The sequence below is a fragment of the Streptomyces sp. NPDC059649 genome (assembly GCF_042734445.1).
GTDB lineage: Bacteria > Actinomycetota > Actinomycetes > Streptomycetales > Streptomycetaceae > Streptomyces.
The window spans coordinates 25,477-51,270 of record NZ_JBHWDV010000044.1 but is presented as its reverse complement, the minus strand read 5'-3'; the positions used below and the strand labels follow the sequence as shown (position 1 = coordinate 51,270).

The window sequence follows — 25,794 nt, the reverse complement described above, 5'->3', positions numbered from 1 at the left end:
ACCCCCTCTCCCCTCGGCGCAGCTGGAAGGGATGGCCCATGGCTGTCGACTATGCGGTGATCGTGCTCTATCTGGTCGGAATGCTCGCCATGGGCTGGTGGGGCATGCGCCGCGCCAAGTCGAAGAGCGACTTCCTGGTCGCGGGGCGGCGCCTCGGGCCCGCGATGTACTCCGGCACCATGGCCGCGATCGTGCTCGGCGGCGCGTCCACCATCGGGGGCGTCGGACTCGGCTACAAGTACGGCCTCTCCGGCGCCTGGATGGTCTTCACCATCGGCCTGGGACTCCTCGCCCTGTCGGTCTTCTTCTCCGCGCGGATCGCCCGCCTGAAGGTCTACACCGTCTCCGAGATGCTGGACCTGCGTTACGGCGGCCGGGCGGGTGTGATCTCCGGCGTGGTCATGTGGGCGTACACCCTCATGCTCGCGGTCACCTCGACCATCGCCTACGCCACGATCTTCGACGTCCTCTTCGACCTGAACCGCACCGTCGCGATCATCCTCGGCGGCTCGATCGTCGTCGTGTACTCGACGCTCGGCGGCATGTGGTCGATCACCCTCACCGACATGGTGCAGTTCGTGGTCAAGACGATCGGTGTGCTGCTCCTGCTCCTGCCCATCGCGGTGGTCAAGGCCGGCGGCTTCGCCGAGATGAAGGCCAAGCTCCCGACCGCGTACTTCGACCCGCTGGGCATCGGCGGCGAGACGATCTTCACCTACGTGCTGATCTACACGTTCGGCATGCTCATCGGGCAGGACATCTGGCAGCGGGTGTTCACCGCGCGCAGCGACCGGACCGCCAAGTGGGGCGGCACGGTGGCGGGTACGTACTGTCTCGCCTACGCCCTCGCCGGTGCCGTCATCGGTACGGCGGCCAAGGTGCTGTACCCGAAGCTGGCCAGCCCGGACGACGCCTTCGCCACCATCGTCAAGGACGAACTCCCGATAGGCGTACGGGGGTTGGTGCTCGCGGCCGCGCTGGCCGCCGTGATGTCGACGTCGTCCGGCGCGCTGATCGCCTGCGCGACGGTCGCCAACAACGACATCTGGTCGCGGCTGCGGGGCGCCGTGCGGCCCTCCGGTGAGCAGCACGACGAAGTGAAGGGCAACCGTGCCTTCATCCTCCTCATGGGCCTCGCGGTGATCGGCACGGCGATCGCGCTCAACAACGTCGTCGAGGCGCTGACGGTGGCGTACAACCTCCTCGTCGGCGGGCTCCTGGTCCCGATCCTCGGCGGGCTGCTGTGGAAGCGCGGGACCGTGCAGGGTGCGCTGGCCTCGGTGACGGTCGGCGGCCTCGCGGTCATCGGCCTGATGGCGGGTTACGGCATCCTCGCCAACGAACCCGTCTACTACGGCCTGCTCGCCTCCCTCGCGGCCTATGTGGCGGTCAGCCTGGCCACCCGGCCCACGGACGCGGCGGTGCTCGCGGTGTGGCGGGCACGGCTGCAGGCCAGCCCGTCCGACGCTTGACCGGACGACGCGACAAGCCCCGGCAGACGCCGCGACGCACGACGAGACGATCCCCCACGACAGCACGACAGACGGAGAGTCACCCGCCGATGAGCAGCACCGCATCCGCCCCCGCCCCCGCCCCGTCGCCGACGGGCCCCCCGCGCACCGGCGGCGACCTGGTCGTCGAGTCGCTGGCCGCGCTCGGCGCACGTACCGTCTTCGGGCTGCCGGGCCAGCACGCGCTCGGGGTCTTCGACGCGCTGCGCCGGTCCGCGCTGCGGTACGTGGGGCTGCGGGTGGAGAACAACGCGGGCTTCGCCGCCGACGCCTACGCCCGGACCACCCACGGCGTCGCGCCGCTGCTGGTCTCCACCGGGCCCGGTGCGCTGATGACGCTGCCCGCGCTGCAGGAGGCGGCGGCCGCTTCCGCCGCCGTCCTGGCGATCGGCAGCCAGGTCCCGCTGGCCGGGATCGGCGGCGGCCGGCACGGCTATCTGCACGAACTCACCGACCAGAGCGCCGCGTTCCGCGATGTGGTGAAGTCGGTCCACACCGTCCGTACCGCCTCGCAGATCCCGTCGGCGGTGGCCGCCGCCTGGGAGTCGGCGCTGAGCGCGCCGCACGGCCCGGTGTGGCTGGAGATCCCGCAGGACGTGCTGCTGGCACCGGTCGACGTGCCGCCGGTGACCGGGCTCCCGGTCGCCCCGCGGGTGCCCGCGCCCCGGCCGGAGCTGATCCGGGCGGCGGCCGAGCGGCTGAACGGGGCCCGCCGCCCGGTGATCCTGGCCGGCGGCGGGGTCGTCCGGGCCGGGGCGGAGGCGGAGCTGCTGGCGCTGGCCGAGCGGCTGCGGGCGCCGGTGGCCACGACGTTCGGCGGCAAGGGCGCGTTCCCGTGGGAGCATCCGCTCTCCCTGCAGTCCTGGTTGGAGGACCGGCACACCACCGACTTCCTGGAGGACGCCGACACCCTGCTGGTCGTCGGCTCGGGGCTGGGCGAACTCTCCTCGAACTACCACACGTTCCGGCCGCGCGGCCGGGTCGTCCAGATCGAGGCGGACCTCGGCAAGCTGGAGTCCAACCACGCCGCGCTGGGCCTCCACGCGGACGCCCGGCAGGCGCTTGGGGCCCTGCTGGAGACGGTGGAGCAGCGCACGGACGAGTCGGCGCCGCAGCGGGTACGGGAGCTGCTGACGAAGGTCGCGGCCCGCATCGCCGCCCAGGAACTGACCCTGGAACAGGACGTGCTGGCCGCCGTCCGCCGCGCACTCCCCGCCGCCTCCCCGTCCTTCTGGGACATGACGATCCTGGCGTACTGGGCGTGGTCGGCCTTCGATCCGGAGGGCGTGAACACCATGCATTCCGCGCAGGGCGCCGGCGGTCTCGGCTACGGCTTCCCGGCGGCGCTCGGCGCGGCGGCCGCGGACCCGGCCCGCCCGGTCCTGGCGGTGTCCGGGGACGGCGGTGCCATGTACTCGATCGCCGAGCTGGCCACCGCCCGGCAGTACGGCCTGCCGGTGACCTGGCTGATCGTCGACGACGGCGGCTACGGCATCCTGCGCGAGTACATGACGGACGCCTTCGGCGAGGCCACCGGCACCGAACTGGCCCGCCCGGACTTCGTCGCCCTGGCCGAGTCGTTCGGCGTGCCCGCGGTCCGTACCGATCCCGAACGGCTGGCTGCGGACCTGGCCGCGGCGCTGGCCGCACCGGGCCCCTCGGTCGTCGTCCTGCCGGCCCGGCTGCGGATGTTCGCGCCGACGCACCTGCCGGACTGACGCGGGCCGCACCGGCCCGGCACCGGTTTCGGGCTCCCGAAACGCACGGGTGCGGTGCCGGAGGACCGGCACCGCACCGTGGGGACGTCCGACGCGGGCTTCCTAGAGGCTGAGCTCCGGATGCAGGTCCTTCATCCGTACGACCTGGCGGCTGCGCGCCGCGAGGGCGGTGAGGGCCAGGGCGCCGAGGGCGAACGCGGCGAGGACCGCGCTGCCCTGCCACACGACGGCCAGGTCGCCGCCGGTGATCAGCCGGCGCAGCCCGTCGACGACGTAGCTCATCGGCAGGAAGGGGTGCAGGGCGGCGAAGAAGCCGGGGCTGGTCTGCACCGGGTAGGTGCCGCCCGCCGAGGTCAGCTGGAGCATCAGTACGACCAGGGTGAGCACCCGGCCGGCCGGGCCGAAGAAGGCACTCAGCAGCTGGATGATGGCGGTGAACGCGGCCGTGGCCAGCACCAGGAAGCCGATGGTGGCGGCCGAGCGGGCCATTTCCAGCCCGAGGCCCCAGTGGAGCACGGCCATCAGGGCCAGCACCTGGACGACGCCGATGGCGAAGGCCGGCAGCCAGGAGCCGAGCGCGATCCGCCAGCCCGGGGCGCCCGCGGCCAGCGCGCGCTTGCCCAGCGGCGGCAGCAGCATGAAGGCGACCATCGCGCCGACCCAGAGGGACAGCGGGATGAAGTAGGGCGCGAGGCCGGTGCCGTAATTGGGCGCCTTGTGCAGCGACTTGGCGGCGAGGGCGACCGGGTCGGCCATCACCTCGGTGCGGGCGTCGCGGTCCTTCTTGTCGTAGTCGGGGATCTTGCCGACGCCGCTGTGCAGCCCGTCGGCCAGCTCGTTGGTGCCGTCCTTGAGCTTGAACAGGCCGCCGGTGAGCTTCTCGGCGCCGTCCTTGGCGGTGCCGAGCCCGCTGTGGACCTTGCCGGCGCCGTCGGCGAGGGTGACCAGGCCGTCGGCGAACTGGCCGGCGCCCCGGGAGACCTGGTGGGCGCCCGCGTTGAGCTGGTTGATCTTGCTGATGGCGGTGTCGGCGCGGCCGGCGATGCCCGGTGCCTGCTCGGCGACCTCCACGGCGACCCGGTGCAGTGCGCGCAGCTTGCGGCGGAGCTGTCCGAAGTCGGCGTGCGCGACGGTGTCGTTGACCTTCTCGGCGGCGTCGGCGGCGAGCGCGGTGCCCTGCGCGATGCCCTTCAGCTTGGTGCAGTCGGGGTCGGTGTCGACCAGTCCGCCGCAGCGCTGGCGGTAGAGGTCCGCGGCGTCGTCGGCGTTCTTCCGCGCCTGGGTGGCGGCCCGGGCGGAGTCGCCCGGCAGCTTGCCGAGGTCGTCGTCGAGGTCCTGGGTGAGGTCGGCGACGAGCTGCGCCCGCTCGCCGATCTCCTTGCCGTGCTCCCGGAGGTAGGGCAGGTCCTTGCGGGCCAGGCCCTGGACCTTGTCGGCGAGCTGCTGGGTGCCGTCGGCGACCTGGCCGGCGCCCCGGCTGAGCTGCCGGGCCTTCGCCGCGGCTTCCGCGGCGCCCTTGCTGACCTGGCCGGAGCCCTTGTCCAACTTGCCCAGACCGTCGGCGAGTTCGCCGGTCTTCTCCTTCGCGGTGCCGACCCCGTCGTCGACCTTCCCGGCGCCGTCGGCGGCCTCGGCCGTCTTGTCGTGCAGGTCGGAGAAGGACACGAAGATCTTGTCCAGCATGCCGCGGGTCGACGTCGCCGAGGTCTTCGCGCGGATCTCGGAGAAGACGGTCTTGGAGATCGAGCCGACGACGTAGTTGTTGGCGTCGTTCGTACGGACCTGGAGCGCGCCGGTCCGCGGGTCGTCGCCGGAGCTGGAGGCGATCCGCTTGCTGAAGTCCGCCGGGACGGTCAGGGAGAGGTAGTACGTGCCGTCCTCGACGCCCTTGGCGGCGTCCTCGGCGCTGACCTCCTCCCAGTCGAAGGTCTTGCTGTCCTTGACGTTCTTGGCCAGTTCGTCGCCGGCGGCGATCTTCTTGCCGGCGGCGGTGGCGCCCCGGTCGTCGTTGACCAGCGCCACCGGGATCTTGTCCAGGCGGGCGTAGGGGTCCCAGAAGGAGCAGAGGTACAGCGCCCCGTAGAGCAGGGGGATCAGCATCAGGGTGACCAGCCCGATCCGGGGCAGCTTCCCCCGGCCGAAACGCCTGAGCTCAAGCGCGGCCAGCTTCGGCGAACGCATGCGCCGCTTCCTCCTCGGTGGTGTGGGGGGTGGGCTCCGGGCCGTCCTGGTCCGGGGCGGTGTCCGCGGGCCGTGCGGTGTCCGCGGGGGTGGTGCGGACGATCAGTGCGTCCGCGGGGGCTTCGCTGCCGGCCGCGACCACGGTGATGCCGGCCAGCGCGAGGTCCCGCAACAGCTGCCAGACCAGGCCGCGTTCGGCCGGGGACAGTTTGAGGTCGACGTCGTCGACGGCGAGCAGCTGCGGGTCCTGCATGAGCGCGAGCGCGATCGACAGCCGCAGTGCCGCCGGCCGTTCCAGGTCGCGGACGGTGGTCCGCAGGCCCTTGGGGAGGGTGTCCGGGTCGAGTCCGGCGACCGCCAGCGCGGCGTCGATCCGGGCCCGGGTGGCCTCCTTGTGCCGCTTGCCCCAGGGCAGCAGCCCGGCGGGGGAGTTGGCGCTCCGGCGGCCCAACAGGGCTTGTTCCTTGAGGTGTTCGCCGACGGTGAGGGCCGGTTCCAGATCGGCGACGCCCGGGACGTGGGCGAGCGCGGTACGGCCGCGGACCGTGCCCATCCGCTTGGGCAGCGGGAAGCCGGCGACCGTGGCCGCGCCCTCGGTGATCCGCATCCGGCCGGTCAGGGCGAGCAGCAGGCAGGTGCGCCCGGAGCCCGAGGGGCCCTCGACGGCGATCAGCGAGCCCGGCTCGGCGGTGATGTCGACGCCCCGGAATGCCCAGCCGCGTGGGCCCCGCACCCCTATCCCCTTGGCGTGGACCGCCGCCCCCTTGCGGGTGGTGTTCACAACCCCTCCCCATTTGATCTGACTGGTCAGTCTAAAAGTGTGCCGTACCCGGGGCCCTTTTGACCAATCGGCGAGCTTTGGCGGACCCGGGGACGGCAAGCGGGGCGCGTCCCGGGGTATTTGCTCCGTTTGGAGCCGTGACCTGAATGGGGGAGTCGGCCTAGGGTGCCCTCATGGCGGGGGCCTGATGATGTTCACGTGGTGCCCGTGGCGCGGACCCGCGGCACGGGCTCTTCATGGATGACGGAGAACCATGGAAGATTCGACACGTCACCCCGCCCGTCTGCCGTCCCGGGACCCGGCCGGGCCACCTCCCGGCCGCACCGCCCGCCGCTCCCGCACGGCCCTCGCACCGCTCCTCGCGGCCGCCCTGGTCGCGGTCCTCGCGCCGGTCTCCGCCTCGGCCGCGGCCCCGGCAGGAGGGCCGCCGCCGGGACCGGCCACCGGCTCGGACGGTCCGCACGGCCCGCACGGCCCCTGTCTGAGCGGCCACGACGGTGACGGCTGGACCGCCACCTCCGGCACGATCGACCCGGCGGACAGCTACCACGCCTTCGTCGGCAACGGCTACCTCGGCCAGCGCGTCCCGCCCAACGGCACCGGCTACGCGGCCCCCGGCGGCGCAACCGGTTGGCCCCTGAAGACGCCCGCCTACGACGGCTCCTTCGTCTCCGGGCTCTACGCCAAGGGCCCCAAGAACGTCCAGGGCCGCCAGGCCATCGCCGCGCTCCCCACCTGGACCACGCTGAACGTCGGCACCGGCGGAGCCCACCCCGACACCTTCTCCTCGGCCACCGCACCCGGCCGGATCTCGCACTACCGGCAGTCCCTCTCGCTGCGCTGCGGCTTCGTCCGTACCTCGCTGACCTGGACGGCCGCCGACGGCCGCCGCACCGACCTGGTCTACGACGTGCTCACCGACCGCACCGACGCGCACACCGGCGCCGTACGGCTGCGCATGACGCCCCACTGGAGCGGCGCCGCCACCGTCACCGACGCCCTCGACGGCCGCGGCGCCCGCCGGATGACGGCCTCCGGCGCCCCCTCCGCCGCCACGGACGCGTCCGGCGGCACCATCGACGTCGGCTTCTGCACGGACGGCACCCGCACCGAGGGCGCGGTGGCCTCCACCCTGCGCCCCGGGCCCGGCGTCCGGGCCACCGCGGCCCCCAAGGCCCCGGGCTCCGGCCGGACCGCCTCCCTCAGCAACCGCCAGCAGGTGACCTTCCCGGTCCGCAGCGGCCGCAGTTACGAACTGGCCAAGTACGTCGGCGTGGACACCGCGCTCACCTCGCGCCACCCGCGCGCCGCCGCCGACGCCGCCTCCCGGCGCGCCGCCCGCCGCGGCTGGCAGCAGCTGTTCGCCCGGCACACCGCCGCCTGGCGGCAGCTGTGGCGCAGCGACATCGAGGTCGAGGGGCAGCGCGACCTGCGGACCTGGGTCCGCTCGGCGCAGTACGGCCTGCTGTCCAGCGTCCGCGCCGGCAGCCGCAACAGCATCGGCCCCACCGGCCTGACCAGCGACAACTACGCCGGTGAGATCTTCTGGGACGCCGAGACCTGGATGTACCCGGGCCTGCTCGCCACCCACCCCGACCTCGCCCGGTCGATCGTCGACTACCGCTACAAGACCCGCGCCGGCGCCCGCGAGAACGCCCGCAAGCTCGGCTACGACGGGCTGTTCTACGCCTGGACCAGCGGCAGCAAGGGCGATCTGTGGAACGAGTGCCACAGCTGGGACCCGCCGCACTGCAAGACCCAGAACCACCTGATGGGCGACATCTCCCTCGCCACCTGGCAGTACTACCTCGCCACCAAGGACACCGCCTGGCTGCGCTCGCGCGGCTGGCCGGTCCTGAAGGGCATCGCCGAATTCTGGGCCTCCCGCGCCACCCGTAACGCCGACGGCAGCTACTCGATCAAGAACGTCGCCGGGCCCGACGAGTACAGCAACGGCGTCAACGACGGCGTCTTCACCAACGCCGGCGCCGCCACCGCCCTGCGCCACGCCACCCGGATCGCCGCCGTCCTCGGCGAGCGGGCCCCGGCCTCCTGGAACACCATCGCCGACAAGCTGCGCATCCCCTACGACGCGAAGAAGAAGATCTTCGAGCAGTACGCCGGCTACCGGGGCACCACCATCAAGCAGGCCGACACCGTGCTGCTGATGTACCCGCTGGAATGGCCGATGTCGCAGGACCGGGCGGCCCGCACGCTGGACTTCTACGCCGCGCACACCGACCCGGACGGCCCGGCCATGACCGACTCGGTGCACGCCATCGACGCCGCGGGCATCGGCGAGCCCGGCTGCTCCACGTACACCTACCTGCTCCGCTCCATCAAGCCGTTCGTGCGCGGGCCGTTCGCGCAGTTCTCCGAGGCGCGCGGCAACAAGGCCGGCGCCGACGACCCGCACGCCGGCCGGCCCGCGCAGGACTTCCTCACCGGCAAGGGCGGCTTCCTGCAGACCTTCACCAACGGTCTGACCGGGCTGCGGCTGCGCGAGGACCGGGTGCACCTCGACCCGCTGCTCCCGCCGCAGCTCGCCGACGGCGTCACCCTGCGCGGTCTGCACTGGCAGGGCCGGACCTACGACATCGCCATCGGTGCGCACCAGACCACCGTGCGGCTGACCTCGGGTGCGCCGATGCGGATCGAGTCGCCCCAGGGTGAGCAGGTCGTCAGCCGCGGCGTACCGGCCGTCCTGAAGACCCGCCGGCCCGACCTCGCGGCCACCACGAACGCCGCCCGCTGCACCCCGGCGAGCGCCACCTCGGAAGAGCCCGGGATGTACGCGGTCGGCGCGGTGGACGGCAACGCCACCACCGGCTGGGTGCCGGGCGCGGCGGACGGCACCCTCACCGTCGACCTCGGCCGGGCCACCCGGATCGGCAGGATCACCCCGCACTGGACCTCGGCCCGCCCGAAGTCCTTCCTCGTCCAGGTGTCGCGGGACGGCAGGCACTGGACGGACGCCGCCTCGGCCGGCCACGGCCCGGTCCGGTACGTCCGGGTCACGGTGCACGGCGACCGGACGCCGGCGCCCGACGGGAAGCCCCGGCCGCACCCGGGCATCTCGGAGCTGACCGTGCAGCGGCTGAACTGAGCGACCCGCCTGGTCATCCCGCTTGACCGAGGCTCCCGTTTCCAGGCTGTGCGCCGGCCGGTCCCTCTGGGCCGGCCGGCGCACGGCGTGCTGCGCACGGCGCACGATCCGGTCCACAACCACCGGATTGTTGCAGCGGGATGAAATTCATACCGGACGGTGTTGGTGCCTTGCGGTAGACGTCGAGGCGTGGGAGGCATCGGGTGGCGAGGACGGACGCGGATACGGCGGGGACCGGCTGGGCACGGCGGCTGACCCGGGACTGCTGGCGGTACCGGAAGGACGTGCTGCTCGCCCTCGGGGCCTCACTGGCCGGCATGGCCGTGCTGGCACTGGTCCCGCTCGTACCGAAGCTGATCATCGACGACGTCATCGTCAGCCACCGGCGGGCCCTCGCCCCCTGGGCGAGCCTGCTGATCGCCGCCGCCGTGGTCGTCTACGTCCTCACCTACCTCCGCCGCTTCTACGGCGGACGCCTCGCCCTGGACCTCCAGCACGACCTGCGCACCCGCATGTACGGCGCGATATCCCGGCTCGACGGCCGCCGTCAGGACGAGCTGAGCACCGGCCAGGTCGTCGGCCGCGCCACCAGCGACCTCCAGCTGATCCAGAGCCTGCTGTTCATGCTCCCGATGATGATCGGGAACGTCCTGCTCTTCGTGATCTCCCTGGTCGTGATGGCGGTGCTCTCCCCGCTGCTCACGGTCATCGCGCTGGCCGTCGCGCCCGCCCTGTGGTTCATCGCCAAGCGCAGCCGCGCCCAACTCTTCCCCGCCACCTGGTACGCCCAGGGCCAGGCCGCCGCGGTCGCCGGCGTCGTGGACGGCGCGGTCTCCGGCGTCCGGGTCGTCAAGGGCTTCGGCCAGGAGGAGCAGGAGACCGGCAAGCTCCGCGCGGCCGGCCGCCGGCTGTTCGCCGGCCGGCTGCGCACGGTCCGCCTCAACGCCCGCTACACCCCCGCCCTGCAGGCCGTGCCCGCCCTCGGCCAGGTCGCGATGCTGGCCCTCGGCGGCTGGATGGCCACCCGCGGCCAGGTCACCCTCGGCACCTTCGTCGCCTTCTCCACCTACCTCGCGCAGCTGGTCGGCCCGGTCCGGATGCTCGCGATGATGCTGACCGTCGGACAGCAGGCCCGGGCCGGCGTCGAGCGGGTCTACGAGCTCATCGACACCGAACCGGCGCTGACGGAACGGCCCGACGCCCACGAACTGCCCGCCGACGCCCCGGCCACCGTCGAGTTCGACGAGGTGACCTTCGGCTACGGCACCGGCGACGGCGCCCGCCCGGTCCTCGACGGCTTCTCCCTGCGCATCGAGCCCGGCGAGACGGTCGCCGTGGTCGGCACGTCCGGCAGCGGCAAATCCACCGTCTCCCTGCTGCTGCCCCGCTTCTACGACGTTTCCGCCGGCCGCGTCCTGTTCGGCGGCCACGACGTCCGCGACCTCACCCTCGCCTCGCTGCGCGCCGCCATCGGCCTGGTCCCCGAGCACAGCTTCCTGTTCTCCGACTCCCTGCGCGCCAACATCGCCTACGGCAACCCCGGCGCCACCGACGCCGAGATCCGGGCCGCGGCCCGCGCCGCGCAGGCCGACGGCTTCATCTCCGAGCTGCCCCACGGCTACGACACCGAGGTCGGCGAACAGGGCCTGACCCTCTCCGGCGGCCAGCGGCAGCGCATCGCCCTGGCCCGCGCGATCCTCACCGACCCCCGGCTGCTGGTCCTCGACGACGCCACCTCAGCCGTCGACGCCCGCGTCGAGCACGAGATCCACGAGGCGCTGCGCGGCGTCATGGCGGGCCGGACCACCCTGCTCATCGCGCACCGCGCCTCCACCCTGGCGCTCGCCGACCGGATCGCCGTCCTCGACGGCGGACGGCTGGTCGACGTCGGCACCCAGGAGGAGCTGGCCGAGCGATGTCCGCTCTACCGCGAGCTGCTGACCGACCCGGAGGAACTGGGCGGCGTCCAGCGGGACCCGGCGGGCGAGCTGGCCGGCGCCTTCGACGGCGAGTTCGCGGCCAGCGGGCTGCTGGAGTACGGGTACGCACCCGGCACCGACGAGGCGGAGACCGCCGCACCGGAGACCACCGGGCCGGCCGACACCATCACCCCCGAACTGTGGGTCCGCCGCGAACAGGACGCCGAGGCCGGCGCGGCCGGTGTGGCGCCCCGCGCGGCCGCCGCCACCGGCCCCGGCATGGCCGCCGCGACCGCCGGCCTGGCCGCCACCCCCGCCCTGCTCGACCAGGTCGCCGCGCTCCCGCCGGCCACCGACACCCCGGACATCGACGAGGACCGGGCCGTCCGCCCCGAGCGCTCCTACGGCCTGCGCCGGCTGCTGCACGGCTTCGGCGCCCCGCTGGCCGTCGCCCTGGCCCTGGTCGCCGTCGACGCGGTCGCCGGACTGCTGCTGCCCGTCCTGATCCGGCAGGGCATCGACGACGGCGTCCGCCGCGGTGTGCTGACGGGCGTGTGGACGGCCGCGGTGCTCGCCCTGATCGTGGTCCTCGTCCAGTGGGCCGCCCAGTTCGGCGGCAACCGCATGACCGGCCGCACCGGCGAGCGGGTGCTGTACGCCCTCCGCCTCAAGATCTTCGCGCAGCTGCAGCGCCTCGGCCTCGACTACTACGAGCGCGAGCTGACCGGCAAGATCATGACCAGGATGACCACCGACATCGACGCCCTGTCGACGTTCCTGCAGACCGGACTGGTCACCGCCCTGGTCTCGATGCTGACGTTCTTCGGCATACTCGTCGCCCTCCTGGCCATCGACGTCCAGCTGGCCCTGGTCGTCTTCGCCACCCTCCCGCCGCTGGTCATCGGCACGTACTTCTTCCGCAAGCAGAGCGTCAAGGCGTACGAACTCGCCCGCGAGCGGATCAGCACCGTCAACGCCGACCTCCAGGAGAGCGTCGCCGGCCTGCGGATCGTCCAGGCGTTCCGCCGGGAGCGGCGCGGCGCCGAGCGGTTCGCCGCCCGCAGCGACGCCTACCGCCGGGCCCGGGTGCACGGCCAGTTCCTGATATCGATCTACTTCCCCTTCGTGCAGCTGCTGTCGTCCGTCGCGGCGGCACTGGTGCTGATCGTCGGCGCGAACCGGGTGAGCACCGGCACCCTCACCGCCGGCGCGCTGGTCGCCTACCTGCTCTACATCGACCTGTTCTTCGCCCCCGTCCAGCAGCTCTCACAGGTCTTCGACGGCTACCAGCAGGCGTCCGTCTCGCTGGGCCGCATCCAGGAGCTGCTGCGCGAGCCGACCTCCACCCCCGCCGCCGAACGCCCCCGCGCGGTGCCCGCGCTGCGCGGCGAGCTCACCTTCGACGACGTCCACTTCCGGTACGGCACGGGGGACACCCCCGCGCTGGACGGGATCAGCCTCACCGTCCCCGCCGGGCAGACCGTGGCCTTCGTCGGCGAGACCGGCGCCGGCAAGTCCACCCTGGTCAAGCTGGTCGCGCGGTTCTACGACCCGACCTCGGGCGCGGTCCGTGTCGACGGCACCGATGTGCGCGAGCTGGACCTGACCGGCTACCGCCGCCGCCTCGGCGTCGTTCCGCAGGAGCCCTACCTCTTCGCCGGCACGGTCCGCGACGCCATCGCCTACGGCCGGCCCGACGCCACCGACGCCGAGGTCGAGGCCGCCGCCCGGGCCGTCGGCGCACACGCCATGATCGCCACCCTGGAGGGCGGCTACCTCCACGAGGTCGCCGAGCGCGGCCGCAACCTCTCCGCCGGCCAGCGCCAGCTGCTCGCCCTGGCCCGGGCCGAACTCGTCGACCCGGACGTGCTGTTGCTCGACGAGGCCACCGCCTCCCTCGACCTCGCCACCGAGGCCGTCGTCAACCAGGCCACCGACCGCCTCGCCGGCCGCCGCACCGCCCACCCGTCGCCCGACCACCACCCCTCATCGAGCCCTGGCGGGCGCACCACCTTGATCGTGGCCCACCGCCTGACCACCGCCGCCCGCGCCGACCGGGTGGTGGTCCTCGACCGCGGCCGGATCGCCGAGGACGGCAGCCACGCCCAACTCCTCGCCCGTGACGGCCGCTACGCCGAGCTGTGGCGCACCTTCACCGGCGAGGGCGAGGAAGAGGAACTGGTGGCCTGACCCTCCTGGGCGCGGCGGCCGGCCCCGGACCGGGCATCGGACCGGGCCCCGGACCGGGCACCGGGCCAGGCCGGCCGCCCCGCCCCCTGCGCCTCCGCGGCCCCGCACCCCGCGGCCCCGCCGCCCCGCACCCCGCGCCCCGTACTCCGCGCCCCCGCAGCCCGTGGCCCGGCCGCCGGTCCCCGGACGGCCCCCGGGGGCTGGTGGTGCCCCCGGTGCGCCGATAGGTTCGGCCCGACCTTTGCAATCCCAAGGGGAGGGTGCATGCGCAAGGCCACCAGATGGCTGCTGTCGCTCGTCGTGCTCATAGGCACGGCCACGGCCGGCAGCGCCTCGGCGGGAGCGGCCACCGCCGCCGAGCCGACGACCAAGGACATCAAGGACCGGATCCTCGCGATACCGGGCATGAGCCTCGTCGAGGAGAAGCCGGTCGACGGCTACCGGTACTTCGTCCTGAACTACACCCAGCCGATCGACCACGAACACCCGTCCAAGGGGACCTTCCAGCAGCGGCTGACCGTGCTGCACAAGTCCGTGGACCGCCCGACGGTGTTCTTCACCTCCGGCTACAACGTCAGCACCACGCCGTCCCGCAGCGAACCCACGAAGATCATCGACGGCAACCAGGTCTCCCTGGAATACCGGTACTTCACCCCGTCGCGGCCCACGCCCACCGACTGGAAGAAGCTCGACATCCGGCAGGCCGCCACCGACCAGCACCGCATCTTCCGGGCGCTGCACCGCATCTACGGCAAGAACTGGATCGCCACCGGCGGCAGCAAGGGCGGCATGACCGCCACCTACTACCGCCGCTTCTTCCCGCACGACATGAACGGCACCGTCGCCTACGTCGCGCCCAACGACGTGAACAACGACGAGGACTCCGCCTACGACCGGTTCTTCCGGCACGTCGGCACCGCACAGTGCCGCGCCGACCTCGCCGCCGTCGAACGCGAGGCCCTGCTGCGCCGCGGCGAGATGGTCAAGCGCTTCCAGGACTGGGCCGGCAAGGAGAAGCAGACCTTCCACAACACCGGCAGCGCCGACCGGGCCTACGAAGTCATGGTCACGGACCTGGTGTTCGGGTTCTGGCAGTACCAGCCCGCCGAGACCGCCTGCGCCGAGGTGCCCAAGCCCACCGTCTCCACCGACGAGCTGTGGAAGTGGATGGACAAGGTCGGCGGCTTCGACAGCTACACCGACCAGGGCATGGAGCCCTACCTGCCGTACTACTACCAGGCGGGCACCCAGCTCGGCGAACCCGGCTACGGCTACCCGAACCTGGCCGGCCTGCTGAAGTACCCCGGCATCAACAACTCCCGCACCTTCGTGCCGAAGGACATCCCGATGCGCTTCGACCCGCGCGCGATGCCCGACGTCGACCGCTGGGTGCGCCACCACGCCCGGCGCATGATGTTCGTCAACGGGCAGTACGACCCGTGGAGTTCGGAGCACTTCGAGGTCGGCAAGGGCTCCCGTGACGCGTACGTCTTCACCGTCCCGGGCGGCAACCACGGCTCCAACATCGCCAAGCTGAAGGACGCCGACCGCACCAAGGCCACCGCCGAACTCCTCGCCTGGGCCGGGGTCCCGGCACCCGAGGGCACCACCCCCGCCCCGCTGGCCCACCCCGACAAGAAGCTCGACCGGCAGGAGACCCGCCGGATGCCGATGCTCCGCCCCTGAACGGACGGACGGGCCCACCGGCCCACGGCTGACGGACCGACGGGCCGGCGCGCTCCCCGCGACCACGGGGAGCGCGCCGTACCCGCAGCGGCTCAGTACGACAGACCGTGCCCGATCTGGTACAGCGCCGTCTCCGGCACGTCCGCGCGCATTATCGCCACCGGCAGCCGGCCCACCGGATCCCGCCGCCCGGCGATCACCCGGGCCGCCGCCCGCAGCTCCACGTCCGTCCACGAATAGCTCGCCAGCGCCGCCCGGACCCCGGCCAGCTGCGCGATGTCGTACGGATTGCGCACCGCCAGCTGCACCACCGGCTTCCCGGTGGCCAGCAGCGCCTCGACCAGCTTCCGTTGCGGCGAGTTCGCGGCCACGTTGTACGTGGCCACCACCACCGCGTCCCGCTCGCCGAGCGCCGCCACCGCCGCGTCGATCTGCGCGGACGTCGGCGACATGCCCGTCGACCGCGCGGTGGCCGTGAACCCCAGCTCGCCCAGCGCCCGCGCCAGGACCGCGGTGGGCGGACCGCCGGTGCCGGACGGCGCGGCCGGGTCGACGCCCACCACCAGCACCCGCCGCTCCCGCCGGCGGGACAACGGCAGCACCCCGCCGTCGTTGCGCAGCAGCGTCGTCGTACGGTCCGCGATCCGGTCCGCGGCCGCCAGATGGCCCCGCGTCCCGACGACGCGGTCCACGTCCCGGGAGGTGGTGTACGGGTCGTCGAACAGCCCCCGCCGCTCCTTCAGCAGCAGGATCCGCAGCAGCTTCGCGTCGAGGTCGCGCTCGGACAATTCCCCGTCCCGGAGCGCCTTGAGGACGGCGCTGTACGCCACCGACAGGTCCGGCGGGTTCAGCAGCTGGTCCACGCCGGCCTTGAGCGCGAGGACCGGCACCCGGGCGTCGCCGTACTTCTTCCGTACGCCCTCCATGCCCAGCGAGTCCGTCACCACCACCCCGTCGTAGCCGAGGCGTTCGCGCAGCAGACCGGTGAGGATCGGCCGGGACAGCGTCGCCGGGTCCTCGCTCGCGTCGAACGCCGGCACGACGATGTGCGCCGTCATGATCGAATCGATGCCCGCGGCGATCGCGGCCTTGAACGGCGGTGCGTCCAGCCGCTCCCACTCCTCGGCGGTGTGGTGGATGTACGGCAGCCCCACATGGCTGTCGGTGTCGGTGTCGCCGTGCCCGGGGAAGTGCTTGGCGCAGGCGGCCACCCCGCCCTCCTGATAGCCCCTCACCTGCCCGCCGACCATACGGGCCACCGCTTGCGGATCGGCGCCGAAGGACCGCACGCCGATGACCGGGTTGGCCGGGTTGACGTTCACGTCCGCGTCCGGCGCGTAGTCCTGCCGGATGCCCATGGCGGCCAGCTCCTGCCCGGCGATCCGGCCCGCCGTACGGGCGTCCTCGCGGGAGCCGCCGGCGCCGAGCGCCATCGCGCCGGGGAACAGCGTCGCGGGCGCACCGACCCGGGCCACTATGCCGTGCTCCTGGTCCGTGGAGATCAGCACCGGCACCGGCACGCGCAGCGCGGCGGCGGCCTTCTGGATGCCGTTGGACAGCTCGGCGATCTGGTGCGGCTCACGGGTGTTGTGCGCCCAGCCGAAGTAGATGATGCCGCCGACGTGGTACTTCGCGATCAGCTCCGCCGCGTTGGCGACCCCGATCTCCTTCTGGTTGTCGGCCGCGTCGGCCGGGTCGGGGTCGGTCGCCGAGTGGCCGTAGACCCGCATCACGAACAGCTGGCCGACCTTCTCCTCCGGGGTCATCCGGGCGATCAGGCGGCGCAGCCGGTCCCGGGCGGCGGCATCGGGGGCGGGCCGGCGCCCGGTGACGGGCGCCGCCACGGCGGGTCCGGCACCCGCCGCACAGGCGGCGACGGCACCGGCCGCGGTGGTCAGAACGGTACGTCTGGAGTGCATCCGCGCTCCTTCCGGAGGGCTTCCTCGACCTGGAAACAGGACTCGTTGAAGGAAACTTCCAAGGAGACACGGATAGCCGGAAAACTATTGTCGGTCAATCACTCCGACCGGGGGTGCCGCCCTCCTCTTGCACGCCGGCCGGCGCTGTGGGAGGGACCACCGGAGCCGCGCCGGCGGCGTCACCACCCGCCGGTGCACCGGCCGCCACCCCGTCGAGCAACTGCCGCAGATGGTCCCGGCCCGCGGCCAGCAACCCGGGCAGCTCGGGCGCCTCCGGGAACCAGCGCTTCTCGTACTCCCAGCACAGCCAGCCGCCCGCCCCCAGGCCGTAACCGCCCTCCGGCGCCGGCACCGGACCGTGCGTCGCCGCCGGCTCCGGCCCGAGCGCGGCCAGCGCGGACGCCAGCGGCAGGGCGCCCGCACCGAGCGGCACCGGACGCGGATCCGCCGCCGACACCACGTCCTTGACCTGCACATAGCCCAGATACGGCGCGAGCGCGGCGCGGGTGTCGGCGGGCCGCTCACCGCCGCGCCAGGTGTGCAGCACGTCCCACAGCGCGCCGACGCTGCGGTGCCCGACCAGGCCCAGCACCCGTGCGGCGGCCGCGCCCGTGCCGTGCGAGTCATGGGTCTCCAGCAGCACCCGGACGCCCCGCTCGGCCGCGAGCGGCGCCACCGCCGCGAGCCGCCGGGCGGCATCCGCGTCCGCCGCGTCCGCCGGCCGCTCCCCGCCGCCGGGGAACACCCGCACATACGGCGCCCCCAGATCCGCGGCGAGCAGCACCAGCTCGGCCAGCTCCTGCGCCAGCTCCTCCTCACCCGCCGCGTCCCGCTCGGCCGCGACCCGGGCGTACCCGGCCACGGCCAGGATCTCCACGCCCGCCGCCGCGCACTGCGCGCGCACCGCGGTCCGCTCGCGGGCCCCGATCAGTGGATGCACCGGCTCCTCCGGATGGGCCCGCAGCTCCACTCCCTGATAGCCGGCCCCGGCGGCCAGCCGCACCACGTCGGCGACCGGCATGCCCGGCACCCCGAGCGTGGAGAACGCCAGCCGCAACGGGGGCGCCGCCGCCCGGCCCGGACCGGCGGGCGGGGTGCTGCCGACACCGCCGCCGCGCTGGCCCCCGGCCTGGGTGCCGCCGCCCGTGTCCGCCGTGCCGTCCGTTCCGGTCATGCCCGCGCTCCTCTCTCCGTGGTCGCCCCCGTGGTCGTCCTACGTGGCCGCCCCGTGGTCGTCCCCCGTCGTCGTCCTACGTGGCCGCCCCGCGCAGCGACAGCCGCCAGTCCTGGCCGACCAGCTCCTGGCCGAAGCTGTGGTGCGGTGTCTCCGAGACCAGCTCGAACCCGGCCCGCTGATAGATCCGGCGGGCCGCGCCGAGGACGGAGTTCGTCCACAGCACCATCTCCTCGTACCCGGCGCCCCGCGCGAAATCGACACAGGCGTCGACGAGTTGCCGCCCCACGCCGTGGCCCCGCGCGGACGGCTCCACCAGCAGCAGCCGCAACCGGGCCACGCCCGGACGGCCGTCCCGTACGCACATCACCGCACCGGCCCGGGCACCGGCCAGCTCCGCCACCCAGGTGCGGTCCCACCGAGGGTCGAAGTCCTCGGCGTACTCCGCGACGATCCGGGCCACCAGCGCCTCGTAGCTCAGGTCGAAGCCGTACTCGGCGGCGTAGAGCGCGGCGTTCCGCTCGACCATCCAGCCGAGGTCACCGGGACGGGTGGTGCGCAGGGTGACCTCGGGGGAGGAGCCATGAGAGGCGTCGCCGGTGGCCGCCCGGTCGTCGCCGAGCAGGGCACGTATCGTCCGCATCGCGTCCGTCAGGCGGGCCCGGTCCGCCGGCGGAAGGTGCCGGAGCAGGGAGCCCGCGGCTTCCTGGGAACGCTCCTCCAGCAGCCCGGCCGCCTCCCGGCCGTCCCCGGTGAGGGTGATCCGCTGGCGGCGCGGGTCCTGCTCTGATCTGCCCCGGCTGATCAGCTCGCGCTGCTCGAACTTGCCGAGCAGCCGACTGAGATAGCCGGCGTCGAGGGACAGCGAGGTGCGCAGGTCCGCCGCGTCCACCCGCTCCTGGTGGGCGAGTTCGTAGAGCACCCGCGCCTCGGTGAGGGTGAAGGGGGTGTAGAGGTGCCGGCCGTAGTCGAGCGCGCCGATCAGGTTCGTGTAGAAGCGGTTGAACCTGCGCAGCTCGCGGACGTCGGGGGCGGGATCGGCGGGATCGGACGCCGCGGTGGTGCCGGCCGGCCCGCTGCCGGACCGGCTGGAGGGTGCTTGGGTTGTCATCGTCGACCACCTCACCATTGACTGAGTCAAGGGTAGCGGACCGAGATCGATCCGCACACCCTCAATTCCGCCCGCGGTCTCGCCAGCCCGCCCGGCGGCCGCTCCTCCCGCCCCGTCACCGGCCGGCCGGCCCGCGGCCCCGGCCTCCGCCAGCGGGCAGCCGTACGGTCGTCGGCCGCCACGACGACCGTCAACCGGGCGTCCCTGCCCAGCAGTTCGCCGTGTACTCCAGCTCCTCGACCACCCGCAGCACCCGGCCGCGACCACCCGCAGCACCCGGCCGCGATGGCCCGCAGCACCCGGCCGCGGCTGCTCGCGGCGACCGGGCAGGTGCCGTTCAGCACCCGCGGGACGGTCGCCGCCGAGCCCCGGCGCGGGCCGCCACGTCCGCCGGCGTCACCGTCATCGTGCGCCCCCGGGCCCCGCCCCTGCTTCCGGTTCCGCTCACGTCCGCCCCTCGTTCGCCGGCCGCCGCGCAGGCTGGCATCCCCCGCGATGCCACGATAGAAAGCGGGAGAAAGCAAAAGAAAGCGAAAGAAAGCGCTTACTGCACGTCCGTTTCCCCTGCACCACGCCACTGCTCCACCCGCCATCGAGGAACCCGCCCCCGCCCGAGGGGGAGAGAGGCCGGGCCGTGACACGCAGGACCGTACGCATCGCCATGAACGGCGTGACCGGGCGCATGGGCTACCGCCAGCACCTGGTCCGCTCCCTCCTCGCCCTGCGCGACCAGGGCGGACTCCCCCTGGACGACGGCACGGTCATCTGGCCCGAGCCGGTACTGGTCGGCCGCTCCCCGGACAGACTGCGGGCCCTGGCCGAGCGGCACGGCCTCACGGAACGGTCCTGCGACCTCGACGCCGTACTGGCCGATGACAGCGTCGAGATCTACTTCGACGCCCAGATCACCGCCGCCCGCGAGGAGGCGGTGAAGAAGGCGATCGCGGCCGGCAAGCACCTCTACGTCGAGAAGCCCACCGCGAGCAGCCTCGCCGGCGCCCTCGAACTCGCCCGGCTCGCCCAGGAGGCCGGCGTCAAGAACGGCGTCGTCCAGGACAAGCTCTTCCTCCCCGGCCTGCGCAAACTCCGCCGCCTCGTCGAGGGCGGCTTCTTCGGCCGCATCCTGTCCGTACGCGGCGAGTTCGGCTACTGGGTCTTCGAGGGCGACTGGCAGCAGGCCCAGCGCCCCTCCTGGAACTACCGGGCCGAGGACGGCGGCGGCATCGCGGCCGACATGTTCCCGCACTGGGAGTACGTACTGCACGAACTGTTCGGCCCGGTCCGGACCGTCCAGGCGCAGCTGACCACCCACCTCCCGCGCCGCTGGGACGAGTCCGGCACCCCGTACGACGCCACCGCCGACGACGCCGCCTACGCCGTGTTCCAACTGGCCGGCGGCATCGTCGCGCAGATCAACTCCTCCTGGGCGGTCCGGGTGCACCGCGACGAACTCGTGGAGTTCCAGGTCGACGGCACCGAGGGCTCCGCCGTCGCCGGACTGCGCGGCTGCCGGGTGCAGCACCGCTCCGTCACCCCCAAACCGGTCTGGAACCCCGACCTCCCGGCCACCGAACCGTTCCGCGCGCAGTGGCAGGAGGTCCCCGACAACGCCGACTTCGACAACGGCTTCAAGGCGCAGTGGGAGCTCTTCCTGCGCCATGTCGTCCGCGACGAGCCCTGGCGCTGGGACCTGGCGGCCGGCGCCCGCGGCGTCCAACTCGCCGAACTGGGCGCCCGGTCGTCCGCGGAGGGCCGCCGCCTGGACGTCCCGGAGCTCGCCCGGTGACCGCCCCGACGCCCGGCCGCGCCACCGGTGGGCCCGCGGCCGCCGCGGCGCCCGCAGCCCGGCCCCCGTCGCCCTCCCGCACCGTCTTCGCCGCCGCCCACGTCGTCGCCGATCCGTACGCCGACACCACCCCGGACGGGCCCGCCGCCCTCGACTGGGACGCCACCCTCGCCTTCCGCCACCACCTCTGGTCGCACGGCCTGGGCGTGGCCGAGGCGATGGACACCGCACAGCGCGGCACGGGCCTGGACTGGGCCGTCGCCGCCGAACTCATCCGCCGCTCCGGCGCCGAGGCCCGCGCGGCCGGCGGCCGGCTCGTCTGCGGCGCCGGCACCGACCAGCTCACCGGCGGCTCGCTCGCCGAGATCCGGGCCGCCTACGAGGAGCAGCTCGCCGTCGTCGAGGACGCCGGCGCGCAGGCCGTCCTGATGGCCTCCCGGGCGCTCACCGCCGCGGCCCGCGGCCCCGAGGACTACCTGGACCTCTACGGCCACCTCCTCCGCCAGGCCGCCCAACCGGTCGTGCTGCACTGGCTGGGCCCGATGTTCGACCCGGCGCTGGCCGGCTACTGGGGCTCGGCCGACCTGGACGCCGCCACCGACACCCTCCTCGCGGTCATCGCCGCCCACCCCGGCAAGGTCGACGGCGTCAAGCTCTCCCTGCTGGACGCCCGGCGGGAGATCGCGCTGCGCCGCCGTCTGCCGCCCGGCGTGCGCTGCTACACCGGCGACGACTTCCACTACCCCGAGCTGATCGCCGGCGACGACCAGGGCTTCAGCCACGCCCTGCTCGGCGTCTTCGACCCGCTGGCCCCCCTGGCCGCGCAGGCGGTCCGCCGCCTCGACACCGGTGACCCGGCCGCCTTCCGTGAACTCCTCGACCCCACCGTCCCGTTGGCCCGCCACCTCTTCCAGGAACCCACCCGCCACTACAAGACCGGGGTCGTCCTGCTGGCCTGGCTGGCGGGCCACCAGTCGCACTTCACCATGGTCGGCGGCCTGCAGTCGGCCCGTTCGCTGCCCCATCTGCGCCGCGCCCACGAACTCGCCGCGGAGCTCGGCCTGTTCCCGGACCCGGACCTGGCCGCCCACCGGATGCGCCGGCTGCTGTCCGTATACGGCGCCGAGGACACCTGGCCGCCTCCGGGCACGGCGAAGAACACCCCCGGCGCGGCAGCGAAGAGCGCCGGCCCGGAGGCGGAGACCCCCGGCACCGCGCACCAGAGCGGAGCCCCCGCATGACCGACGACCGCACCCACCTCACCCGTATCACCGACCGCACCGGCCCCACCTCCCTTTCCCGGCTGAGCCTCAACCAGGAGACCCTCCGGCAGTGGTCGCTGCCCGAACTGGCCGACGGCTGCGTACGGGCCGGGGTCCCCGCCGTCGGGCTGTGGCGCGCGCCCGTGCAGGCGTACGGCGTGGCCGCGGCCGCCCGGCTCGTCCGCGCGGCCGGGCTGCGGGTCAGCAGCCTGTGCCGGGGAGGGTTCCTCACCGCGCTCGACCCCGGTGAGCGGGCGGCGGCCCTGGCCGACAACCGGGCGGCCGTCGACGAGGCCGCCGCCCTGGGGACGGACACCCTGGTCCTGGTCTCGGGCGGACTGCCGGCCGGCAGCCGGGACCTGCCCGGCGCCCGGGAGCGGATCGCGGACGCCCTGGGCGAGTTGGCGCCGTACGCCGCGGACCGGGGCGTACGGCTGGCGATCGAACCGCTGCACCCGATGTACGCGGCGGACCGGTGCGTGGTCTCCACCCTCGCCCAGGCGCTGGACCTCGCCGAGCGGTTCCCCGCGGACCGGGTCGGGGTCGTCGTGGACACCTACCACCTGTGGTGGGACGACACGGCCGGGGCGCAGATCGACCGCGCCGGGGCCGCCGGACGCATCGCCGCCTTCCAGCTGGCCGACTGGGTCACCCCGCTCCCGGAGGGCGTCCTGCTGGGCCGCGGGCAACTGGGGGACGGCGTGGTGGACCTGCGCTGGTTCCGGGAGCGCGTCGAGGCGGCCGGCTACCGGGGGCCGATCGAGGTGGAGATCTTCAACCCGGCACTGTGGGCCCGCGACGGCACCGAGGCACTGGCCGAGATCGTGGACCGTTTCCGCCGGCACGTCGCTGCCCGGCCGGACTCCGCACCGACGGCGACAGGTGAACGGAATTCGTACAACGGGTGACAACGAAATAACTCAGCGGATGCGCGCAACCGTTCACGGTCGACGGAGGTCATAGCTGACGCTGGCCCCGCAAGGGGGAGGGATCCGGGGGGATCCGGGGCCGGCACGGGAGGGGGAATCGAGGGGCCCGACCTTGGGGGGACGGGCCCCTCGACGGAGATCCGCCGACGCCGCACCACCGGTGATCCACCGACACCGCGCCACCGCGCCGCGAGGTCGGACCGCGAGGCCCGGGCCGCGTTGTCGGACCCCGGCGGTACCGTCGGGGCATGGTCAACACAGCCGTGGTGGAAGGGGTCCTGGAGCGGATCACGTACGCCAACGAGGAGAACGGCTACACCGTCGCGCGGGTCGACACCGGCCGGGGCTCGGGCGACCTGCTGACCGTCGTGGGCGCGCTGCTGGGGGCGCAGGTGGGCGAATCCCTGCGGATGGAGGGCCGTTGGGGCTCCCACCCGCAGTACGGCAAGCAGTTCACCGTGGAGAACTACACCACGGTGCTGCCCGCCACCATCCAGGGCATCCGCCGCTATCTCGGCTCGGGCCTGGTCAAGGGCATCGGCCCGGTCTTCGCCGACCGGATCACCCAGCACTTCGGAGTCGACACCCTCGACATCATCGAGCACGAGCCGAAGCGGCTCATCGAGGTGCCGGGGCTCGGCCCCAAGCGGACCAAGAAGATCGCGGACGCCTGGGAGGAACAGAAGGCCATCAAGGAGGTCATGGTCTTCCTCCAGGGCGTCGGGGTGTCCACCTCCATCGCCGTGCGGATCTACAAGAAGTACGGCGACGCCTCGATCTCCGTCGTCCGCAACCAGCCCTACCGGCTCGCCGCCGACGTCTGGGGCATCGGCTTCCTGACCGCCGACCGCATCGCCCGGTCCGTCGGGATCCCGCACGACAGCCCGGACCGGGTCAAGGCCGGCCTGCAGTACGCCCTGTCGCAGTCCACGGACCAGGGCCACTGCTTCCTGCCCGAGGAGCAACTGATCGCCGACGCGGTCAAGTTGCTCCAGGTGGACACCGGCCTGGTGATCGACTGCCTGGCCGAGCTGGCCGCCGAGCCGGAGGGTGTGGTGCGCGAGAAGGTGCCGGCCGGGGAGGACGGCGCGGAGGTCACCGCCGTCTATCTGGTGCCGTTCCACCGCGCGGAGATCTCCCTCGCCGGGCGGCTGACCCGGCTGCTGCGCACCGACGAGGACCGGATGCCGGCGTTCCAGGACGTCGCCTGGGACAAGGCGCTGGCCTGGCTGGCCCGCCGTACGGGCGCCGAGCTGGCCCCCGAGCAGCAGGAGGCGGTGCGGCTGGCGCTGACCCGGAAGGTCGCGGTGCTCACCGGCGGCCCGGGCTGCGGCAAGTCCTTCACGGTCCGCTCCGTCGTCGAGCTGGCCCGCGCCAAGAAGGCCACCGTCGTGCTGGCCGCGCCCACGGGCCGGGCCGCCAAGCGGCTGTCGGAGCTGACCGGCGCGGAGGCCTCCACGGTCCACCGCCTCCTGGAGCTCAAGCCCGGCGGGGACGCCGCGTACGACGCGGACCGGCCGCTGGACGCCGATCTGGTGGTCGTCGACGAGGCGTCCATGCTGGACCTGCTGCTGGCCAACAAGCTCGTCAAGGCGGTCCCGCCGGGCGCCCATCTGCTGCTGGTGGGCGATGTCGACCAGCTGCCGTCCGTCGGGGCGGGGGAGGTCCTGCGGGACCTGCTGGCCCCCTCCGGCCCCGTGCCGGCGGTCCGGCTGACCCGGATCTTCCGGCAGGCCCAGCAGTCCGGCGTGGTCACCAACGCCCACCGCATCAATTCCGGCGTCCCGCCGCTGACCACCGGGCTGACCGATTTCTTCCTGTTCGCGGAGGAGGACAATGAGGAGACCGGGCGGCTCGCCGTGGACGTCGCGGCCCGCCGCATCCCGGCGAAGTTCGGACTCGACCCGCGCCGGGACGTCCAGGTGCTGACGCCGATGCACCGCGGCCCGGCCGGAGCGGGCGCGCTGAACGGTCTGCTCCAGCAGGCCGTCACCCCCGCCCGCCCCGACCTGCCCGAGCGGCGCTTCGGCGGCCGGGTCTTCCGGGTGGGCGACAAGGTCACCCAGATCAGGAACAACTACGAAAAGGGCCGTAACGGCGTCTTCAACGGCACCGTGGGCGTGGTCACCGCCCTGGACGAGGTGGAGCAGCGGCTGACGGTCCGCACGGACGAGGACGAGGAGGTCCCGTACGACTTCGACGAACTCGACGAACTCGCCCACGCCTATGCCGTGACGATCCATCGCTCGCAGGGTAGTGAGTATCCAGCGGTGGTGATTCCGGTCACCACCAGCGCCTGGATGATGCTGCAGCGCAATTTGCTGTATACCGCCGTCACCCGGGCAAAGCGCTTGGTGGTGCTGGTCGGCTCCCGTAAGGCCCTGGGTCAGGCCGTCCGCACGGTTTCCGCCGGTCGGCGGGGTACGGCGCTGGCTCACCGGCTCGCCGGGGCGATGTGATGTCACTCCTCTTTCCCAATCAGGGCGAACGGGAGCAGGATGGGACACTGACGCGGCACTGA

At 73.4% G+C, this 25,794-nt stretch carries 13 protein-coding genes and 1 pseudogene; 9 read left to right on the top strand and 5 right to left on the bottom strand.

Annotated elements, in window-relative coordinates; all coding sequences use genetic code 11:
* Positions 1-38: 38 nt before the first annotated feature.
* Together ACFV1J_RS32045 and ACFV1J_RS32040 are read left to right on the top strand one after the other, a co-directional pair.
* Entirely contained in the window at positions 39-1,472 is a 1,434-nt protein-coding gene (locus tag ACFV1J_RS32045; protein ID WP_385863979.1) for a sodium:solute symporter, read from the top strand.
* A gap of 89 nt (positions 1,473-1,561) precedes the next feature.
* Positions 1,562-3,229: a thiamine pyrophosphate-binding protein gene (locus ACFV1J_RS32040; RefSeq protein WP_385863978.1), complete on the top strand. Its 1,668-nt coding sequence runs from the start codon at positions 1,562-1,564 to the stop codon at positions 3,227-3,229.
* Between the two features lie 102 nt (positions 3,230-3,331).
* On the opposite strand, the gene ACFV1J_RS32035 is transcribed toward ACFV1J_RS32040, so the two are convergent.
* Together ACFV1J_RS32035 and ACFV1J_RS32030 are read right to left on the bottom strand one after the other, a co-directional pair.
* Positions 3,332-5,410, bottom strand: a complete 2,079-nt coding sequence (locus ACFV1J_RS32035) for a YhgE/Pip family protein (protein ID WP_385863975.1) — start codon at positions 5,408-5,410, stop codon at positions 3,332-3,334.
* Complete coding sequence (locus tag ACFV1J_RS32030; protein WP_385863973.1) at positions 5,382-6,191, bottom strand: ATP-binding cassette domain-containing protein; 810 nt, start codon at positions 6,189-6,191, stop codon at positions 5,382-5,384. Before ACFV1J_RS32030 ends, ACFV1J_RS32035 begins: the two co-directional genes overlap by 29 nt.
* A gap of 253 nt (positions 6,192-6,444) precedes the next feature.
* Between ACFV1J_RS32030 and ACFV1J_RS32025 the strand changes: the two genes are divergently transcribed.
* The 3 genes from ACFV1J_RS32025 (at position 6,445) to ACFV1J_RS32015 (ending at position 15,092) form a co-directional block, all read left to right on the top strand.
* Entirely contained in the window at positions 6,445-9,297 is a 2,853-nt protein-coding gene (locus ACFV1J_RS32025) for a discoidin domain-containing protein (RefSeq protein WP_385863970.1), read from the top strand.
* 203 nt (positions 9,298-9,500) lie between these two features.
* On the top strand, positions 9,501-13,406 hold the full coding sequence (locus ACFV1J_RS32020; protein ID WP_385863968.1) for an ABC transporter ATP-binding protein: 3,906 nt from the start codon (positions 9,501-9,503) through the stop codon (positions 13,404-13,406).
* 264 nt (positions 13,407-13,670) lie between these two features.
* Positions 13,671-15,092 (top strand): S28 family serine protease, encoded by a 1,422-nt coding sequence (locus ACFV1J_RS32015; RefSeq protein WP_385863967.1) that lies wholly within the window; start codon positions 13,671-13,673, stop codon positions 15,090-15,092.
* Positions 15,093-15,184: 92 nt separating this feature from the next.
* Here ACFV1J_RS32015 and ACFV1J_RS32010 read toward each other — a convergent pair whose 3' ends face one another.
* From ACFV1J_RS32010 to ACFV1J_RS32000, 3 genes are all read right to left on the bottom strand, one after another.
* Complete coding sequence (locus ACFV1J_RS32010; protein WP_385863965.1) at positions 15,185-17,011, bottom strand: glycoside hydrolase family 3 protein; 1,827 nt, start codon at positions 17,009-17,011, stop codon at positions 15,185-15,187.
* Positions 17,012-17,105: 94 nt separating this feature from the next.
* Positions 17,106-18,068, bottom strand: a complete 963-nt coding sequence (locus tag ACFV1J_RS32005; protein ID WP_385864005.1) for a sugar phosphate isomerase/epimerase family protein — start codon at positions 18,066-18,068, stop codon at positions 17,106-17,108.
* A 193-nt stretch (positions 18,069-18,261) separates the two neighbouring features.
* Complete coding sequence (locus tag ACFV1J_RS32000) at positions 18,262-19,296, bottom strand: GNAT family N-acetyltransferase (protein ID WP_385863962.1); 1,035 nt, start codon at positions 19,294-19,296, stop codon at positions 18,262-18,264.
* A gap of 634 nt (positions 19,297-19,930) precedes the next feature.
* Here ACFV1J_RS32000 and ACFV1J_RS31995 point away from each other — a divergent pair.
* The 4 genes and pseudogenes from ACFV1J_RS31995 (at position 19,931) to ACFV1J_RS31980 (ending at position 25,732) form a co-directional block, all read left to right on the top strand.
* Positions 19,931-21,082 carry a Gfo/Idh/MocA family protein gene (locus ACFV1J_RS31995; RefSeq protein WP_385863960.1) on the top strand — a complete coding sequence of 384 codons (1,152 nt, stop codon included), beginning with the start codon at positions 19,931-19,933 and terminating at the stop codon, positions 21,080-21,082.
* Positions 21,079-22,203: pseudogene (locus ACFV1J_RS31990) on the top strand (dihydrodipicolinate synthase family protein); the annotation flags it as partial. The gene ACFV1J_RS31995 and the pseudogene ACFV1J_RS31990, both read left to right, overlap by 4 nt.
* A 116-nt stretch (positions 22,204-22,319) precedes the next feature.
* Positions 22,320-23,252, top strand: a complete 933-nt coding sequence (locus tag ACFV1J_RS31985) for a sugar phosphate isomerase/epimerase family protein (RefSeq protein WP_385863957.1) — start codon at positions 22,320-22,322, stop codon at positions 23,250-23,252.
* Between the two features lie 269 nt (positions 23,253-23,521).
* Entirely contained in the window at positions 23,522-25,732 is a 2,211-nt protein-coding gene (locus tag ACFV1J_RS31980) for an ATP-dependent RecD-like DNA helicase (RefSeq protein WP_385863955.1), read from the top strand.
* Positions 25,733-25,794: the final 62 nt, after the last annotated feature.